This is a genomic window from Streptomyces sp. NPDC051567 (genome assembly GCF_044454165.1).
In the GTDB taxonomy this organism is placed as follows: domain Bacteria; phylum Actinomycetota; class Actinomycetes; order Streptomycetales; family Streptomycetaceae; genus Streptomyces.
The window spans coordinates 65,839-82,575 of record NZ_JBITDK010000030.1 but is presented as its reverse complement, the minus strand read 5'-3'; the positions used below and the strand labels follow the sequence as shown (position 1 = coordinate 82,575).

At 73.1% G+C, this 16,737-nt stretch carries 15 protein-coding genes and 1 pseudogene; 12 read left to right on the top strand and 4 right to left on the bottom strand.

The window, feature by feature from the left end; all coding sequences use genetic code 11:
* From ACIA5F_RS26215 to ACIA5F_RS26200, 4 genes and pseudogenes are all read right to left on the bottom strand, one after another.
* Positions 1 to 220 (bottom strand): annotated as a pseudogene (locus ACIA5F_RS26215) (2-oxoglutarate ferredoxin oxidoreductase subunit alpha); the annotation flags it as partial.
* Between the two features lie 281 nt (positions 221 to 501).
* The gene (locus ACIA5F_RS26210) at positions 502 to 1,161 is read right to left on the bottom strand and encodes a response regulator (protein ID WP_399357001.1); all 660 of its coding nucleotides are present in this window, start codon (positions 1,159 to 1,161) and stop codon (positions 502 to 504) included.
* Between the two features lie 385 nt (positions 1,162 to 1,546).
* Complete coding sequence (locus ACIA5F_RS26205) at positions 1,547 to 2,857, bottom strand: sensor histidine kinase (RefSeq protein ID WP_399356995.1); 1,311 nt, start codon at positions 2,855 to 2,857, stop codon at positions 1,547 to 1,549.
* Between the two features lie 147 nt (positions 2,858 to 3,004).
* Positions 3,005 to 4,417: a sensor histidine kinase gene (locus ACIA5F_RS26200; protein ID WP_399356993.1), complete on the bottom strand. Its 1,413-nt coding sequence runs from the start codon at positions 4,415 to 4,417 to the stop codon at positions 3,005 to 3,007.
* A gap of 146 nt (positions 4,418 to 4,563) precedes the next feature.
* On the opposite strand from ACIA5F_RS26200, the gene ACIA5F_RS26195 reads away from it, so the two are divergent.
* The 12 genes from ACIA5F_RS26195 to ACIA5F_RS26140 all read left to right on the top strand — a co-directional run bounded on the left by ACIA5F_RS26195 (position 4,564) and on the right by ACIA5F_RS26140 (position 16,705).
* Positions 4,564 to 4,971, top strand: a complete 408-nt coding sequence (locus ACIA5F_RS26195; RefSeq protein WP_399356991.1) for an NADH-quinone oxidoreductase subunit A — start codon at positions 4,564 to 4,566, stop codon at positions 4,969 to 4,971.
* On the top strand, positions 4,962 to 5,705 hold the full coding sequence (locus tag ACIA5F_RS26190) for an NADH-quinone oxidoreductase subunit B (RefSeq protein ID WP_399356989.1): 744 nt from the start codon (positions 4,962 to 4,964) through the stop codon (positions 5,703 to 5,705). Before ACIA5F_RS26195 ends, ACIA5F_RS26190 begins: the two co-directional genes overlap by 10 nt.
* Complete coding sequence (locus ACIA5F_RS26185; protein ID WP_399356987.1) at positions 5,702 to 7,186, top strand: NADH-quinone oxidoreductase subunit C; 1,485 nt, start codon at positions 5,702 to 5,704, stop codon at positions 7,184 to 7,186. Before ACIA5F_RS26190 ends, ACIA5F_RS26185 begins: the two co-directional genes overlap by 4 nt.
* Positions 7,183 to 8,151 carry an NADH-quinone oxidoreductase subunit H gene (locus tag ACIA5F_RS26180; protein WP_399356985.1) on the top strand — a complete coding sequence of 323 codons (969 nt, stop codon included), beginning with the start codon at positions 7,183 to 7,185 and terminating at the stop codon, positions 8,149 to 8,151. The genes ACIA5F_RS26185 and ACIA5F_RS26180 overlap by 4 nt, the downstream gene beginning before the upstream one ends.
* Positions 8,148 to 8,729 (top strand): NuoI/complex I 23 kDa subunit family protein, encoded by a 582-nt coding sequence (locus ACIA5F_RS26175; RefSeq protein WP_399356999.1) that lies wholly within the window; start codon positions 8,148 to 8,150, stop codon positions 8,727 to 8,729. Before ACIA5F_RS26180 ends, ACIA5F_RS26175 begins: the two co-directional genes overlap by 4 nt.
* On the top strand, positions 8,726 to 9,421 hold the full coding sequence (locus tag ACIA5F_RS26170) for an NADH-quinone oxidoreductase subunit J (RefSeq protein WP_399356984.1): 696 nt from the start codon (positions 8,726 to 8,728) through the stop codon (positions 9,419 to 9,421). Before ACIA5F_RS26175 ends, ACIA5F_RS26170 begins: the two co-directional genes overlap by 4 nt.
* Complete coding sequence (nuoK, locus tag ACIA5F_RS26165; protein ID WP_399356982.1) at positions 9,421 to 9,771, top strand: NADH-quinone oxidoreductase subunit NuoK; 351 nt, start codon at positions 9,421 to 9,423, stop codon at positions 9,769 to 9,771. The genes ACIA5F_RS26170 and nuoK overlap by 1 nt, the downstream gene beginning before the upstream one ends.
* Positions 9,768 to 11,795 carry an NADH-quinone oxidoreductase subunit L gene (locus ACIA5F_RS26160; protein WP_399356980.1) on the top strand — a complete coding sequence of 676 codons (2,028 nt, stop codon included), beginning with the start codon at positions 9,768 to 9,770 and terminating at the stop codon, positions 11,793 to 11,795. The genes nuoK and ACIA5F_RS26160 overlap by 4 nt, the downstream gene beginning before the upstream one ends.
* Before the next feature lie 38 nt (positions 11,796 to 11,833).
* Positions 11,834 to 13,453 carry a NuoM family protein gene (locus ACIA5F_RS26155; protein ID WP_399356997.1) on the top strand — a complete coding sequence of 540 codons (1,620 nt, stop codon included), beginning with the start codon at positions 11,834 to 11,836 and terminating at the stop codon, positions 13,451 to 13,453.
* On the top strand, positions 13,450 to 15,105 hold the full coding sequence (locus tag ACIA5F_RS26150) for an NADH-quinone oxidoreductase subunit N (protein WP_399356978.1): 1,656 nt from the start codon (positions 13,450 to 13,452) through the stop codon (positions 15,103 to 15,105). Before ACIA5F_RS26155 ends, ACIA5F_RS26150 begins: the two co-directional genes overlap by 4 nt.
* Positions 15,106 to 15,452: 347 nt before the next feature.
* Positions 15,453 to 16,316, top strand: a complete 864-nt coding sequence (htpX, locus tag ACIA5F_RS26145; protein ID WP_399356976.1) for a zinc metalloprotease HtpX — start codon at positions 15,453 to 15,455, stop codon at positions 16,314 to 16,316.
* Positions 16,313 to 16,705, top strand: coding sequence for a YccF domain-containing protein (locus ACIA5F_RS26140; RefSeq protein ID WP_399356974.1), 393 nt, complete (start codon positions 16,313 to 16,315; stop codon positions 16,703 to 16,705). Before htpX ends, ACIA5F_RS26140 begins: the two co-directional genes overlap by 4 nt.
* The last annotated feature ends 32 nt before the right edge of the window (positions 16,706 to 16,737 follow it).

Below are 16,737 nucleotides of genomic sequence, written 5' to 3'. Positions count from 1 at the left end.
TGAACCGGTCCCCGGTCAGCTGCATACCGTCACCCGAGTCACCCGCGAACCGGATCACCACCCGGTCCAACCGACGCACCTCCTTCCCACCACGGGTTCCCTGCTCGGCCGGGCCCTCGGGGGTGCGCTGTCCGCTGACGGCCGCACCCTCGGTCCCCTCGGTCCCCTCGGTTCCATCGGGGTCGGCCTGCTCGGCCGGACTGCTGACCTGGCTGGTCAATGGACTGGACCTCCTTCGAGCCGTGGCGTTCCCGAAGTACATCCCCACGTCGGCAGGGATATGTCCCCGGAAAAGCTCACATTCTGGACCGTTGGACCGTCCGTCGGGGCGATCCGACCGGTATCTCTGTGTCTGCCGTGCTGACCGCGTCTGCCGTGACTGTTGTGCTTGCCGTGCTTGCCGTGCTTGGTGCCGCTTGGTGCTGCCTGGTGTTAACGGTGCCGTGGTCCCACGGGTGTCGTCGGCACCGTTGGATCTCTGCCTGTCAGGGTGTCAGCCGGTCAGGATTTCAGGTAGGTGAGGACGGCCAGCACCCGCCGGTGGTCCCCCTCGCTCGGCGACAGGCCGAGCTTCATGAAGATGTTGCCGACGTGCTTCTCCACCGCTCCGTCGCTCACCACGAGCTGCTTCGCGACGGCGGAATTCGTCCGGCCCTCGGCCATCAGCCCGAGCACCTCGCGCTCGCGCGGGGTCAGCCCCGCCAGCACGTCCTGCTTGCGGCTGCGGCCCAGCAGCTGCGCGACGACCTCGGGGTCCAGCGCGGTACCGCCCCGGGCCACGCGCACCACGGCGTCGAGGAACTCCCGTACCTCGGCCACCCGGTCCTTGAGCAGGTATCCGACCCCGGTACTGGAGCCGGCCAGCAGCTCGGTGGCGTACTGCTCCTCCACGTACTGCGAGAGCACCAGGACACCTATCCCGGGATGGTCGCGCCGCAGCCGGACGGCCGCCCGTACGCCTTCGTCGGTATGGGTCGGGGGCATCCGCACATCGGCCACCACCACATCCGGCAGCGCGTCCTGCGCCGCCAGCTCCGCCACCGTCTTGAGCAGGGCTTCCGCGTCCCCGACGCCCGCGACGACCTCATGGCCCCGGTCCGTCAGGAGTCTGGTCAGCCCCTCACGCAGCAGTACTGAATCCTCGGCGATGACCACCCGCACGCTGTCTTCCACGACTCAGCCGCTCCCGCGTTCCTCGTTGTACGAACCCTGCTCGGCCAAGCATCCCAGCCTCAGGGCCGGATCAAGGTCGACCCGGGACAACCGGCGCGTGCGGGAGGGGAGTTTTCGGCCGTGGAAGGTGCTCCTCCGGTGTGCGGACCCCGCCAGGGGTCGTGTGCGCGGAGCAAGTTGAGAAGGGCCGGGCCGATCGGCCCGGCCCCAATGCCCCTCTTCGGCGCGGCTCCGCACCCGCGCACCTGTGCCCGTACCCGTCCGCACCTGTGCCCGTACCTGTTCGCGCCCGCGCACCGGTGCGGGGGCGCGGGGTGCGGGGGCCTGGGGCTTCCGCACCCCAGGCCCCCGGAAGAGATGGCCTGACGCGGCACTAGACCCGCCAGGGCAGCTCCGCCGTGACGGTGGTCCCGTCGCCCGAGGGGGAGTCCACGACCAGCACCCCGTCGACGGCGTCCAGCCGCTCGGTCAGTCCCGCCAGCCCGGTCCCGGTCCCGGCCGTGGTGCTCGCGCCGCCCCGGCCGTCGTCGGTGACCTGGACCATCAGCCGCTCGCCGGACTTCCACACCTCCACCGAGGCGGACCGGGCCCCGGCGTGCTTGCTGATGTTCTGGAGCAGCTCGGAGACGGTGAAGTACGCGATCCCCTCGATCGCCGCCGCGGGCCGCCGGGGCAGGTCCACGGCCACCCGTACCGGTACGGCGCACCGCGCGGCCACCGAGGACAGGGCCGCGTCCAGGCCCCGGTCCGTCAGGACCGCCGGGTGGATGCCCCGGGCGAGGTCGCGCAGCTCCCGCAAGGCGATCTTCACCTCGCCGTGCGCCTCGTCCACCATGCGGGCGGCGGCCTGCGGGTCCTCGCCGAGCTTCTCCTTCGCCAGCCCCAGATCCATGGCGAGCGCGGCCAGCCGGGCCTGCGCGCCGTCGTGCAGGTCCCGTTCGATGCGCCGCAGGTCGGCGGCGGCGGTGTCGGCCACCACGCCCCGGTCGGACTCCAGCTCGGTGACCCGCCCGGCGAGCCGGGACGGGCCGAGCAGCCCGTCGACCAGGACCCGGTCGACGGCGGTCAGCGCCCGGAACAGCCACGGGGTGAGGAGGGTGAGGGCCAGCCCGGTCAGCGAGGTCACCGCGATCTCGGCGGGCGAGTCCAGGTAGAAGGAGTAGCCGTCGTCCTGGATGAGCTGGAGACCGGGCTGCCCGGTGAAGGTGGGGAAGACCCAGTGCCAGAGCGGGTAGAGCAGGAAGCTCCACCCGTACGTCCAGAACACCAGGGCCACGCAGAAGCCGAACACCGCCCACGGGAAGTGGATCACCGAGTAGAGCACGTGCCGCCAGGCGCTGCCGCTCTTGAGCATCGCCCCCATGGCGCCGAGGGCCCCGCCCTTCGCGGCCCGTACCGGAGCGGGATCGGCGGTGCCGCTACGGAGCAGTGCGCGCGCCCGGACCCGTTCCACCTGCCCGAACCCCCGGCACATGGCGAGGACCCCGGCGAGAACCGGAATCCCGAGGAAGGTGACGAGGAGGCCCGCGCCGAGGCTCACGCCGGTCACGGCCGCCGCGAAGTACACCGTGCTGAGCGGCAGCCCGGTCATCAGGTACCCGAACTCCCGCCAGGTCCGCCCGGAGACCGGAGCCCGCAGCACCGCCCCGATCCCGCCGCCGCTCGTACCCCTGTCGTCGCCCATGGTCCCGCCCCGTCCTTCCGGTTGTCCGCTACGTCTCCACCCTGCCGTCCGGCGGGGTGCCCGGACCATGCGGCGGGTCGGTCTCCGCGGGGTGGGGCTACCCCCACCCCGGCCCGCCCCGGCCCTCGCCCCGCCCGACGGGGCCGGTCAGCGGCGCCGGGGTTCGCTCTCGCGGTCGCGCCACGGCAGCTCCGCCGTGACGGTGGTCCCCTCGCCCTCGGGCGAGCGCACGACGAACACCCCGTCCACCGCCCCCAGCCGCTCCGCGAGCCCGGCCAGCCCGGTGCCCCCGTCGGGCCGGGCACCGCCCCGGCCGTCGTCCGCGACCCGGAGCAGCAGCCGCCGTCCCGCCCGCCACACCTCCACGCTCGCGCCCCGCGCCCGCGCGTGCTTGCTGACGTTCTGGAGCAGCTCGGAGACCACGAAGTACGCGATCCCCTCGATCGCCTCCGCCGGACGCGCGGGCAGGTCCACGGTCACCCTCACCGGCACCAGGCACCGCGCGGCCACCGAGGACAGGGCCGCGTCCAGGCCCCGGTCCGTCAGGACCGCCGGGTGGATGCCCCGGGCGAGGTCGCGCAGCTCCTGGAGGGCCAGCTTCACCTCGCCGTGCGCCTCGTCCACCATCGCCGCCGCCCCCTCCGGGTCCTCCAGCAGCTTCTCCTTGGCCAGGCCCAGCCCCATCGCCAGCGCCACCAGCCGCGCCTGCGCGCCGTCGTGCAGGTCCCGTTCGATGCGCCGCAGGTCGGCGGCTGCCGTGTCCACGACGATCCCGCGGTCCGCCTCCAGCTCCGCGATCCGCCGCTCCAGCTCGTCGGAGGGCGACAGGAGCCCGCGCACCATCGCCCGGTCCACGTCGGTCATCCAGCGGACCAGGTACGGCAGCACGGGCCAGAGCACGAACAGTCCGGTCAGCGTGACGGTGAAGGTCAGCAGCCCCCACGGCAGCCGGACCAGCTCGTACAGCACGGTCCGCCAGGCCACCGGGTCCTTCAGGGCCGCCCACAGCCAGGGGAGGAACCCGCCGGAGCGGCGCGGGCCGGGGAGCGGGGTCGGCTCGCCCACCCGCAGGCCCAGCAGCGCGCGGGCCCGCGCCCGGTCCAGTCGGCCGAGCTGGCGGGAGAAGGCGAGGCCGCAGGCGAGCAGCGGCAGCCCGACCACGGTCAGGGACAGACCGCCGGCGGTCGACACCATGGTGACCGTGCAGACGAAACCGATCAGCGCGGCCGGCAGGTTGGTCAGCAGATGGCCGACCTCCTTCCACGTGACGGCGTCGAAGGCGGGGCGTACGGGCGGCGGCCGGTCGTCGGCGGTCCGGTCGTCGAGGGTCCGGCCGTCGGACGGTTCGCCGGCCGGGCCGGGTGTCCGGCCGGCGCCGAGGAGGGTGGTGCGGACGGTCCTCCAGAAGGAGGTCCCTCCGGCGCCCGGTCCCCGCTCCTGGGCGGTGGCCGGACCGGGGGTCGTGTCGGCGCTCGGACCGGCGCCCCGAGCGGTGCTCCGAGTGGTGCTCCGGCCGACGTTCCCGGCGGCGTTCCGGGTGGCTTGATCGCTCGCGGTCATGGCCCCAGTTTGTCAAGCGAGCACCACCGGTTGCCATGGGGTGGCCGGGTCCGGTGAACGGGGGATAACCCCACCGTGCGGGGGCCAGGCCCTAGACTCCCGTGCGTACCAGATCGTCGACAGTGGCCGAGGAGCGAGGAACGGACGTGCCTGAACCGACGGTATCGACCATGACCGTGCTCGCGGCGGACTACTTCCGGAGTTATTCGGTCGTCGGCCTGCTGGCCGCCCTCGGTGTGCTCTTCGTGGCCGTGGCCTTCGGGGCCGGCCGCCTGCTGCGCCCCGTGGTCCCGACCCCCGAGAAGCTGCTGACGTACGAGTGCGGCGTGGACCCGGTGGGCGAGGGCTGGGCGCACACCCAGGTCCGCTACTACGTCTACGCCTTCCTCTACGTCATCTTCGCCGTGGACTCGATCTTCCTCTTCCCGTGGGCGACGGTGTTCGCCGCCGCAGGCTACGGCGCCACGACGCTCGTGGAGATGTTCATCTTCCTGGGCTTCCTGGCCGTCGGCCTGCTCTACGCGTACAAGAAGGGCGTCCTCGAATGGACGTGACACCGGAGCCCGAACTGCTGCCGGAACCCCGCCTGCTGCCGGAACCCGGAGGCGCCACCGGGGAATCGGGAGGACGCCTGGGAATCCTTTCCCGACTGGCCCCCGAACCGATGAAAGTGGTCCTGAACTGGGGCCGCCGGTACAGCCTATGGGTGTTCAACTTCGGCCTCGCCTGCTGTGCGATCGAGTTCATCGCCGCCTCCATGGCCCGCCACGACTTCATCCGTCTCGGCGTCATCCCCTTCGCGCCGGGCCCCCGCCAGGCCGATCTGATGATCGTCTCGGGCACGGTCACGGACAAGATGGCCCCCGCCGTGAAGCGGCTCTACGAGCAGATGCCGGAGCCGAAGTACGTCATCTCCTTCGGCGCCTGCTCCAACTGCGGCGGGCCGTACTGGGACTCGTACTCGGTGACGAAGGGCGTCGACCAGATCATCCCGGTGGACGTCTACGTACCCGGCTGCCCGCCCCGTCCCGAGGCGCTGCTCCAGGGGATTCTCAAGCTCCAGGAGAAGATCGCACGGGAGTCGCTCGCGGACCGCTACACGACGGGACCCTCCGCAGGACGGACGGGACCCTCCGCAGGACGGACGGGACCCTCCGCAGGACAGGCGGGACCCTCCGTGGGACAGCTGACCAGTGGCCTGATCCCGCCCCCGCCCACCCCCGGAACCTCTCCGTCCGATCCGCCCGCTCCGGGGACGCTCCCGCCCGTACCGGGGGCCGGCGCGTGAACCTCTACGACTCCCTTCCCGACGCGGCGCAGACGGTCTTCGGCGCCGAGGCCGTGGCCGAGCACGCGTACGCCGTCCTGACCGTGGACGTCCCCGTCGGTTCCTGGATCTCCTCGCTGGAGATCGCCCGGGACAAGCTGGGCTGCACCTACTTCGACTGGCTGAGCGCGGTGGACGAGCCGGGCACCGGCTTCCGGATCTGCGCCCACGTCGTCTCGCTGGAGAACCACCGCGTCCGCCGCCTGCTGCTGCGGACGACCGTCCCGCACACCGCTCCTTCGCTCCCCTCGGCGGTCGCCGTCTACGCGGGCGCCGAATGGCACGAGCGCGAGACGCACGAGATGTTCGGCGTCGCCTTCACCGACCACCCGCACCTCGTCCCGCTCCTGCTCCCGGAGAACTTCGAGGGCCACCCCCTGCGCAAGGACTTCGTCCTGGCCGCGCGGGTCGCCAAGGCGTGGCCGGGCGCGAAGGAGCCGGGCGAGGGCGCCGACCCCGACGGGCCCAAGCGCCGTCAGATGCTCCCGCCGGGCGTTCCGGACCCCAACGAGTGGGGCCCCCTGAAGGGCCAGCTTCCCCCGGCTCCGGCCCGCCCGGCCCGTACCGCCCGCGCGGCGGGTGCGGGCGCGGGCGCCGCTCCGGCCCGCCCGGCCCGGGAGGGTGCCCCGGCCCGCCGCCCCCGCCCGGCCCCGGCCTCCGCCCCGGCGACCGCGGACGACGCCACCCCGGCGCCTCCGACGACCCCGGTGCCCCCGGCCGCCACCTCGGCCGCCACCTCGGCGGCCGGGGCGGCGGCCGGTCCGGTGGCTGATCCGGCCCCCGGGTCGGTGGCCGGTCCGGCGGCGCCGGAGCCCCCGGCCGGGGAGACGGCTGCGGACGGTGCCGCCCCGGCGCGCCCCGCGCGTCCGCCCCGCCGTACGCGCTCGGCATCGGACGGCTCGGCCAGCCAGGCACCCCCGGCCGGGGCCGAACCCTCGGCCGTGACCCCGGTTCCGGCCACGGCCCCGGCTGCTCCGGCCGAGCCTTCGGCCGGTCCGGCTTCCGCAGCCCCGGCTCCGGCCGCCGAATCCCCGGCAGCCCCGGTGGCCACTTCCACCCCGGAGGCCCCTACCCCGGCGGCCCCCCGCCGCACCGCGCCGCGCAGTGCCGACGCGCCCTGGCACGACCCGAAGCCCGCCTTCGCATCCCCGGCCACCGCCCCACCGGCCCCGGAGACCCCAGCAGCCGCTGGGGCCCCACCGGCCCCGGCAGGGCCGCAGGCGCGGCCCGAGTCCGAGCCGAGGCCGAAGGCCGAAGCTGGACCCGAGCCCGACCCCGGGGCAACGCGCGAGCCCGACCCCGGGGCAGCGCCCGAGCCCGACCCCGGGGCAGCGCCCGAGCCCGGCACCGTGCCGGGCTCCGGGTCCAAGCCCGAGCCTGAGCCCGGCACCGTGCCGGAACCCGGTACCGACACCCAACCCGACAACGGAGGCGACGCGTGAACGACGTCCTCGACGTCGCCCTGCGGCTGATCGTCGTCTTCGCCGTCTTCCTCGTGCTCCCGCTCGTCGTCGGGCAGGCCGAACACAAGGTGATGGCCCACATGCAGGGCCGCCTCGGCCCCATGTACGCGGGCGGCTTCCACGGCTGGGCCCAGCTCGTCGCCGACGGCGTGAAGTTCGTACAGAAGGAAGACATCGTCCCGGCCAACGCCGACCGCCGGATCTTCCAGCTCGCCCCCGCCGTCGCCCTGCTCCCCTACCTCCTCGTCCTCATCGCCATCCCCATCGGCCCCGGCGAAGGCGCGGTCGGCCAGGCCATCGACGCCGGAGTGTTCTACGTCCTCGCCGTCATGGGCGTCGGAGTGCTCGGCTCCCTGATGGCCGGCTGGGCCTCTGCCAACAAGTTCTCCCTGCTCGGCGGCCTCCGCACCGCCGCGCAACTGCTCGCCTACGAGCTGCCCATGCTGCTCGCCGCCGCCTCCGTCGCCATGGCCGCCGGGACGGTCTCGCTCCCCGGCATCGTCGGGGCCTTCGAGTGGTGGTGGCTGCCCTGGCAGATCGTCGGCGCGCTCGTCTTCTTCACCGCCGGCCTCGCCGAACTCCAGCGGCCCCCCTTCGACATGCCCGTCGCCGACTCCGAGATCATCTTCGGCGCGTACACCGAGTACACCGGCCTCCGTTTCGCCCTGTTCCTGCTCGCCGAGTACGCCGGCATCGTCGTTCTCTGCGCCCTGACCACCGTCCTCTTCCTCGGCGGCTGGCACGGCCCCCTCGGGGCCGACGGCCTCGGCTGGGTCTGGACCCTGCTCAAGACCGCGATCCTCGCCTTCGTCGTGATCTGGCTCCGTGTGAGCTACCCGCGCCTGCGCGAGGACCAGCTTCAGAAGCTGGCCTGGACCGTCCTCATCCCCCTCGCGCTCGCCCAGATCGCGCTCACCGGCATCGTGAAGGTGGCGATCAGCTGATGCCCATTCCCGGATCGGGCCTCGCCAAGGGGCTCGCGGTCACGCTGCGCACCATGACGAAGCGCTCGCACACCGCCCAGTACCCCGACGTCCAGCCCGAGCTACCGCCCCGCAGCCGCGGGGTCATCGGCCTGTTCGAGGAGAACTGCACGGTCTGCATGCTGTGCGCCCGGGAGTGCCCCGACTGGTGCATCTACATCGACTCCCACAAGGAGACGGTCCCGGCCTCCGCGCCGGGCGGCCGGGAGCGCAGCCGCAACGTCCTGGACCGTTTCGCCATCGACTTCTCCCTCTGCATGTACTGCGGCATCTGCATCGAGGTGTGCCCCTTCGACGCCCTCTTCTGGTCGCCGGAGTTCGAGTACGCGGAGACCGACATCCACGAACTCACCCACGAGCGCGACAAGCTGCGCGAGTGGATGTGGACCGTCCCGGCCCCGCCCGCCCTGGACCCGGCCGCCGAGGAGCCCAAGGAACTCGCCGCCGCCCGCAAGTCGGCGGAGAAGACCGAAGCCGCCGCAGCGGCAGCCGCGGCCGCCGAGACCGCACCGCCCACCACCCCGGAGGCAGACGCGTGACCCCCGCCACCGTCCTGGCCGCCGCCGCGACCGCCGGGCCCGGATTCCTCTCCCCGACCGGCGTCGAGATCGCCTTCGTCCTCGTCGGCCTCGCCACGCTCGGCGCGGCCGTCGTCACGGTCACCACCAGGCAGCTGGTGCACGCCGCCCTCTGGCTGGTCGTCGCGCTCGGCGGCATCGCCGTCGAGTACCTGCTGCTGACCGCCGAGTTCATCGCCTGGGTCCAGGTACTGATCTACCTCGGTTCCGTCGTCGTCCTCCTCCTCTTCGGGCTGATGCTCACCAAGGCCCCCATCGGCCGCTCCCCGGACGCCGACTCCGGCAACCGCCCGGTCGCGCTCGCAGTGGCCGTCGTCGCGGCCGTCGCCCTCGTCTGGGTGGTCGTCGACGCCTTCCGCACCACCTGGATCGAGCTGGACGGCCCCGCCCAGGGCTCCACCGCGGTCACCGGCGAGATCCTCTTCCGGTACTGGGTACTGCCCTTCGAGGCGCTCTCCGTCCTCCTCCTCGCCGCCCTGATCGGCGCCATCGTGCTGTCCCGCAGGAACGGCCCCGAGGACGACGTCACCCCCACGGCCCCCGCGACCACCCCGGCCACCGGCCCCGGAACCCCCGCAGGCACCCCCGGCCCCGCCACCCCGGCCCGGAACAGGGCCGCCCGGACCGACGCGGGCGAGAAGGGGCAGCGCTGATGCACCTCGCCTACCCCGCCGTCCTCGCGGCCCTCCTCTTCTGCACGGGCCTGTACGGAGTGCTCGCCCGCCGCAACGCCATCCTGGTCCTGATGTCCGTCGAGCTGATGCTCAACGCCGTCAACCTCAACCTGGTGGCCTTCGACGTCTGGCTGCGCGACACCCTGCACGCGGGCCAGGCCCTCACCCTCTTCACCATCGCCATCGCCGCCGCCGAGATCGGCATCGGTCTCGCGATCGTGCTGATGGTGTACCGCAACCGCGGTACCTCGGACATCGACAAGCTGCGCGACACCGCCGAGGGCCACGAGCCCGACCGGAGCACCGCCCGGCCGGAGGCCGCCGCGTGACCACCACGACCCTCGCCGTCCTCGTCCCCCTCCTCCCCTTCCTGGGCGCGCTGGCGGGACTCCTCTGCGGACGCCGCGCCCCTGGTTTCGTCCGCCCCCTCGCGGTCCTGCCGACGCTCGGCGCGGCCGTCCTGGCCGTCCTCGTCGCCCTCCGCCACAGCGGCGGCCAGGACATCGACACCGCGACCGAGCTGACCCCGACCGGCTCGGTGCCGATCGAGCTCTCGCTCCACCTGGACGGCTTCGCCGTCCTCGTCGCCGTCCTGGTCGGTGTCGTCGCCACCTGCGTCCAGCTCTACTCGACGGCGTACCTCCGCGAGGACCCGCGCTACCCCTCGTACGCCGCCCTGGTCTCCCTGTTCACCTCCGCCATGCTCCTCGTCGTCTACTCCGGCGACCTGATGGTGCTGCTGGTCGGCTGGGAGATCATGGGCATCTGCTCGTACTTCCTCGTCGGCCACTACTGGGAGACCGAGGCCGCCCGCTCCGCCTCCCTGAAGGCGTTCCTCGTCACCAAGCTCGGTGACGTCCCCTTCCTCATCGGCCTGTTCGCGCTCGCCACCGACGCCGGCTCCTTCCGGATCACGAAGATCCTGGACACCGTCGCCGCCGGCGGACTCGACCACCCGACCCTGATCGCGCTGCTCCTGCTCGCGGGCGTCGCGGGCAAGTCCGCGCAGTTCCCGCTGCACACCTGGCTCCCCGACGCCATGGCGGGCCCCACCCCGGTCTCCGCGCTGATCCACGCCGCGACGATGGTCGCCGCCGGTGTCTACTTCATCGCCCGCCTCCTCCCGGTCTTCGCGGCCTCCCGGGCCGCTCTGGTGGTCATGGCCGTCATGGCGGCCGTCACGATGATCGGTTCGGCCCTCGCCGCCCTGGCCCAGGACGACATCAAACGGGTGCTCGCCTACTCCACGATCGGCCAGCTCGGCTACATGACCGGGGCCCTGGCCGTCGGCGACCGCGGCGCCGCCGTCTTCCACCTCCTGTCCCACGGCGCCTTCAAGGCGCTCCTGTTCCTCGGCGCGGGCGTGATCATCCATGCCGCCGGTACGAACTCCCTGGCCGCCATGACCCGCATGGACGGCCTGGCCAAGCGCATCCCCGACGTCTTCTGGACGATGACGATCGCGCTGCTCGCCCTCGCCGCCGTTCCGCCCTTCGCCGGCTTCTTCTCCAAGGAAGCCGTCCTCGTCGCCGCCGAGCACACCGCCACCGGGCACGCGGAGTTCGCCCCCGCCGCGGCCGGCTGGTTCGTCCTCGTCGCCGGTGTGCTGACCGCCCTGCTCACCGCCGCCTACGCCACCCGGCTCTGGCTGATGGCCTTCCGCGGCCGGGGCGCCGCCGCCCCCGACCACGGCAGGCAACCCCTCGCCATGACCGGCGTGCTGTGGCTGCTGGCGGTCCCGTCCGTCGCCTTCGGCCTCGCGGCGGGCCCCCTCGCCGACTGGTTCGACGGCAAGGAACTCGCCCCGACCCTGACCACCTCCCTCCTCGGCACCGGCGCCTCCCTCCTCGGCGCGATGCTCACCTACGCCCTCTGGCAGCGCGCCACGGCCAAGGCCGCCCCGGCCTCGGTCACCGCCACCGCCGCGAGCGAGGCCGCGGTGACCTCCGCCGCCCAGGCCCCCGAGGTCGAGGAGATCGCCCCCGCCGGAGCCGCCTCCGCCGTCCCCGTCAGCGGCTACACCCCCGCCGCCGACACCCCCGTCGCCGACCCCGGGAAGGTCCTCCTCGGCCCGCTGCACCGCCACGCGGCCGACGGCTTCCACCTCGACGCCGTGTACGACCGGCTCTTCGTCCGCCCCGTCCAGGCCGCCGCGGGCCTCGTCCGCTTCCTCGACCGCGAGGTCGTGGACACGTACGTCCGGGGCGCGGGCGCGGCCCCCCGGCTGCTCGGCACCCTCGTGCGCCGCGCCCAGACCGGCAACGTGCAGAGCTACCTGAGCGCCCTGCTCGCCGGCGCCGTGGTCCTGGCGATCGCCACCGCCGTCCTCGCCAACGTCAACGCCGGATCGTGAGCCGTGAGTCAGCCGTGATTGATATCAGCCCGTCCGTGATGCAGTTCCTTCTGGCGTTCGTCGTGGCCGCACCGCTCCTCGGCTCCGTCGCGGCCCTCCTCCCGGCCCCGCCCGGGCTCAAGGGCCGCAGCCCCGAACAGGCCGTACTGCGCCACGGCGTGACCGTGACCGGTGTGATCCTCGCCGCGGCCGTCGCCCTCACCCTGGGCTTCGACCACGGTGAACCCTCCCGTTTCCAGGCGACGACCGACGTCAGCTGGATTCCGGCACTCGACATCCGGCTCCACCTCGGCATCGACGGCATCTCGCTCCCCCTCCTCCTGATGACCGCGCTGCTGTTCTTCCTCTGCGCGCTCTACAGCTACTTCAAGCTGCCCTCGGGCCCCTCCCCGAAGGCGTTCGTCGCACTGCTCCTCGTCCTCGAATCCGGCACCCTCGCGACCTTCGCCGTCCTCGACCTGCTGCTCTTCTTCCTCGCCTTCGAGATGGTCCTCATCCCGATGTACTTCCTCATCGCCCGCTGGGGCCGATCAGAAGGTGTGGCGGGGAGCGCCTCCATCAGGGGCGGTGGCCGGGAGACGGGCGGGAGGCAGGCCGCCGCCTGGAAGTTCATCCTGTACACCCTCCTCGGCTCCGTCGTCATGCTGCTCGGTCTGCTGCTGCTCGGAGTGAACGGCGGCACTTTCGACATGGTGGCACTCGCCACTGACAACGGCCGCGAACTCACCCTCACCACCCAGCTCCTGGCCGTTCTCGCCATCGGCACCGGCCTCGCCGTGAAGACCCCGATGTGGCCGCTGCACAGCTGGCTGCCGGACGCCCACACCGCCGCGCCCACCGTCGGCTCCGTCCTGCTGGCCGGCGTCCTGCTCAAGATGGGCACGTACGGGTTCGTCCGCATCCTGCTCCCCGCCACCCCCGAAGGCATGGCCGTCTTCGCCCCCTACCTGGGCGCCCTCGCCGCCATCGGCATCATCTACGGCTCCCTCGCCTGCCTCGCCCTGGCCCGCAAGGGCAACAAGGGCGACCTCAAGCGGCTCATCGCCTACTCCTCCGTGGGCCACATGGGCTTCGTCCTCCTCGGCATCGCCACCATGACCCCCACCGGCGTCAACGGCGCGCTCTTCGCCAACATCGCCCACGGCCTGATCACCGGCCTCCTCTTCTTCCTGGTCGGCGCCCTCAAGGACCGCTACGGCACCGCCGACCTCGACACCCTCGCCGGGGCCACCGGCGCCGCCCTTTACGGCCGCGCACCCCGCCTCGGCGCGCTCCTCGCCTTCGCCGCCGTCGCCTCCCTCGGCCTGCCCGGCCTGGCCGGCTTCTGGGGCGAGATGCTGGTCCTCTTCGGCGCCTTCGACCCGGCCGAGGGCCTTCCCCGCGCCGCCTTCCTCACCTACCTGGCCGCCGGCGCGTTCGGGACCCTGCTCACCGCCGCCTACCTGCTGATCGTCGTGCGCCGCGTCTGCATGGGCGACCCGAGGACCGCCGCCACCGCCCCGGCGGCCCCGGCCGTCCTCCCCGACATCCAGCGCTACGAGTTCGCCGCCTGGACCCCGCTCGCCGTCCTCACCGTCCTCGCCGGCCTGTGGCCCGCGCTCCTCCTCGGCCTCACCGACCCGGCCGTCCAGAAGCTCCTCGCAGGAGGCAACTCATGACGGCCCCGCTCACGGCCCTGTCCACGGCCGCGACCACCGCGTACCCGCTCCCGGCCGGGTCCGTCCCCGCCGCGCGCACCACCGTGGCCGCAGCCGCCGAACCGGCCTCCGGCCTGGTCCCGAGCCTGGTCCAGTCCGTCGACTGGCTCGCCATCGCGCCCGTCGTCATCACCGCCGCCGTCGCCCTGGCCGTCCTCGTCGCCGACCTCTTCGTACCGGAACGCCGCAAGCCGCTCCTCGGCTGGATCTCCGTGGCCGGCCTGGCCGCCGCGACCGCCGCCCTGCTGCCGCTGCGCGCGGGCGACCGCGCCACCTTCTGCCTCACCGGCGACCCGGCCGCCACGGCGACGGCCGCCGCGACCGCCTGCAGCTACACCGCCGACCACTTCGCGCTCGTCGTCCAGTTCCTGGTCCTCGCCGGAGCCCTGGTCACCGCCCTGCTGTCGGTCACCGCCGTCCGCGAGACCCGGATGCCCGCGGGCGAGTACTGGTTCCTGCTGCTCGCCTCCGCCGCCGGAGCCGCCCTGCTGCCCGCCGCCCGCGACCTCGCCACCCTCATCGTCGCCCTCGAAGTCGCCTCGCTGCCCGCCTTCGCCCTCGTCGGCATGCGCCGCGGCGACCGGCTCTCCTCCGAGGCCGCCCTCAAGTTCTTCCTCTCCTCCGTCACCGCCACCGCCGTCTCCCTCCTCGGCGTCAGCTTCGTCTACGCCACCACCGGCTCCCTCCACCTCGGCCGGGTCGCGGACGGCCTGGAGAACGTCCCCGGGCAGTTCACCACCCTGGCCATGGCCGGGGTCGCGCTCACCCTCGTCGGCTTCGCCTTCAAGACCGCGGCCGTCCCCTTCCACTTCTGGGTCCCCGACACATACGTCGGCGCGCCCCTGCCCGTCGCCGGCTACCTCTCGGTGATCGGCAAGGCCGTCGGCTTCACCGGCCTCGTCCTCGTCACCGTGATCGCCTTCCCCGCGTACGCGCAGATCTGGGGTCCGGCCCTCGCCGTCCTCGCCGCCCTCACCATGACCCTCGGCAACGCCGCCGCGCTGCGCCAGTCCCCGGACCGCCCGAACAGCGCGGTACGGCTGCTCGCCTGGTCCTCGGTCGGCCAGGCCGGCTACCTGCTGGTCCCGATCGCGGCGGCGGCGTACGCCGGGCGCGACCAGATCGGCTCCACCGTCGCGTACGCCCTCATGTACGCGGTCGTGAACCTCGGGGCCTTCGCCGTCGCCGCGCTGGTCGCCCGGACGAAGCCGCTCCACCGGATCAGCGACTACCGGGGCCTGTACGCCGAGCGCCCGCTCGCCGCCCTCGCGCTGGCCTTCTTCCTGCTCTGCCTGGCCGGTCTGCCGCCGGGCATCATCGGCCTCTTCGCCAAGGTCACCGTCTTCCGGTCCGCCGTCGAGGCGGGCCTGGGCTGGCTGGCCGTGCTCATGGCCGTCAACGTCGTGATCGCCCTGTACTACTACCTGCGGTGGACGGCGCTCCTCTTCCGCGCCCCCGAGCCGGAAGCGGGCGACGCCGCACCCCCGGCCCGTACGAAGGCCCCCTGGCCGGTCACGGCCGCGATCACGCTCACCGCCGCGCTCGCCGTGGCGCTCTCGGGCGCCCCGGAACTGGTCCTGCGCTTCGCGTCCGGCAGCCTCTTCCCGCAGTAGCGGCCCGCCGAGCCCGCAGCCGTCCGCCGCGCCCCCGGACCCTGCGGAGACTGCGGTTCGGGCCCGGCCCCGTACCCGGCCACGCGTACGCCGTGACCGTACGGGTCCCCGTGCGGCGGGGCTCCGGCCCCCGATCCGCGGCGCGCCACCTGCCGCGTGACCCGTACGGCCCAACGCCCGCCACCGCCCCGCCGCCCGGGCCCCCGGGGCGGCGGCCCCGGCGCGCCCCGGGAACCTGGCGTCCCCACCTGGCGTTGACCAGGAAGGAAGGGTCCACTGGACCGTAGACCCTCAGATCCACCAGATCCATGACGGGTTCCCCTGCCGCACCACCAGGAGGGCGTACCGTGCACCGCCGGCACAACGGGCTGAAGACCGCCGTACTCCTCGGCGGGCTGTCCGCACTCATCATCGCCATCGGAAGCTTCTTCGGCCGGGGCGGTCTGATCGTCGCCGTCCTCATCGCCCTCGGGACGAACGCGTACGCGTACTGGAACAGCGACAAGCTGGCTCTACGCGCGATGCGCGCCCGCCCCGTCAGCGAGTTCGAGGCCCCCGCGCTCTACCGCATGGTGCGCGAACTCTCCACCTCCGCGCGCCAGCCCATGCCCCGGCTCTACATCTCACCGACCGAGGCCCCCAACGCCTTCGCCACCGGCCGCAACCCGCGCAACGCCGCGGTCTGCTGCACCGAGGGCATCCTGCGCATCCTCGACGAACGCGAGCTGCGCGGAGTCATCGGCCACGAGCTGAGCCACGTCTACAACCGCGACATCCTGATCTCGTCGGTCGCCGGAGCCCTCGCCTCCGTGATCATGTTCCTGGTGAACTTCGCCTGGCTGATCCCCTTCGGCCGGTCCAACGACGACGAGGGCCCCGGCCTCTTCGGCATGCTGCTGATCATGATCCTCGGCCCGCTGGCCGCCGCCGTGATCCAGCTCGCCATCAGCCGCTCGCGCGAGTACGAGGCCGACGCGTCGGGAGCCCAGCTCACCGGGGACCCACTGGCCCTCGCGAGCGCCCTGCGCAAGCTGGACGCGGGCACCAAGCAGCTCCCGCTGCCGGCGGAACCCCGGCTGGAGACCGCGAGCCACATGATGATCGCGAACCCGTTCCGGCCGGGCGAAGGCCTCTCCAAGTTGTTCTCCACCCACCCTCCGATGGCCGAGCGCATCGCCCGGCTCGAACAGATGGCAGGACGCAGACAGTGAAGACCATCCTGAACATCATCTGGCTCGTCCTCAGCGGCATCTGGCTGTTCCTGGGCTACTGCCTCGCGGGCGTGCTCCTCTGCATCACCATCATCGGCATCCCCTTCGGTGTCGCCGCCTTCCGCATCGCGGTGTACGCCCTCTGGCCCTTCGGCTACACCACCGTCGAGCGGCACGACGCGGGCGCCCCGTCCTGCATAGGCAACGTCCTGTGGCTGGTCCTGGCGGGCTGGTGGCTGGCCCTGGGCCACATCGTCACCGGCATCGCGCTCTGCGTCACGATCATCGGCATCCCCTTCGGCATAGCCAACTTCAAGATGGTCCCGCTCGCGCTCCTCCCGCTGGGCCGCGAGATCGTCCCGACGGACGCCCCGTTCGCCACCCGCTGACTCCTCCCGGGGCCGCCGCCCCCGCCGTTCGC

Bases quoted from the DNA above. Each gene is read 5' to 3' on its own strand.
- ACIA5F_RS26205 (WP_399356995.1), bottom strand. From the start codon at position 2,857: ATGGGCGACGACAGGGGTACGAGCGGCGGCGGGATCGGGGCGGTGCTG.
- ACIA5F_RS26200 (WP_399356993.1), bottom strand. From the start codon at position 4,417: ATGACCGCGAGCGATCAAGCCACCCGGAACGCCGCCGGGAACGTCGGC.
- ACIA5F_RS26190 (WP_399356989.1), top strand. From the start codon at position 4,962: ATGGACGTGACACCGGAGCCCGAACTGCTGCCGGAACCCCGCCTGCTG.
- nuoK (WP_399356982.1), top strand. From the start codon at position 9,421: ATGCACCTCGCCTACCCCGCCGTCCTCGCGGCCCTCCTCTTCTGCACG.
- ACIA5F_RS26155 (WP_399356997.1), top strand. From the start codon at position 11,834: ATGCAGTTCCTTCTGGCGTTCGTCGTGGCCGCACCGCTCCTCGGCTCC.
- ACIA5F_RS26150 (WP_399356978.1), top strand. From the start codon at position 13,450: ATGACGGCCCCGCTCACGGCCCTGTCCACGGCCGCGACCACCGCGTAC.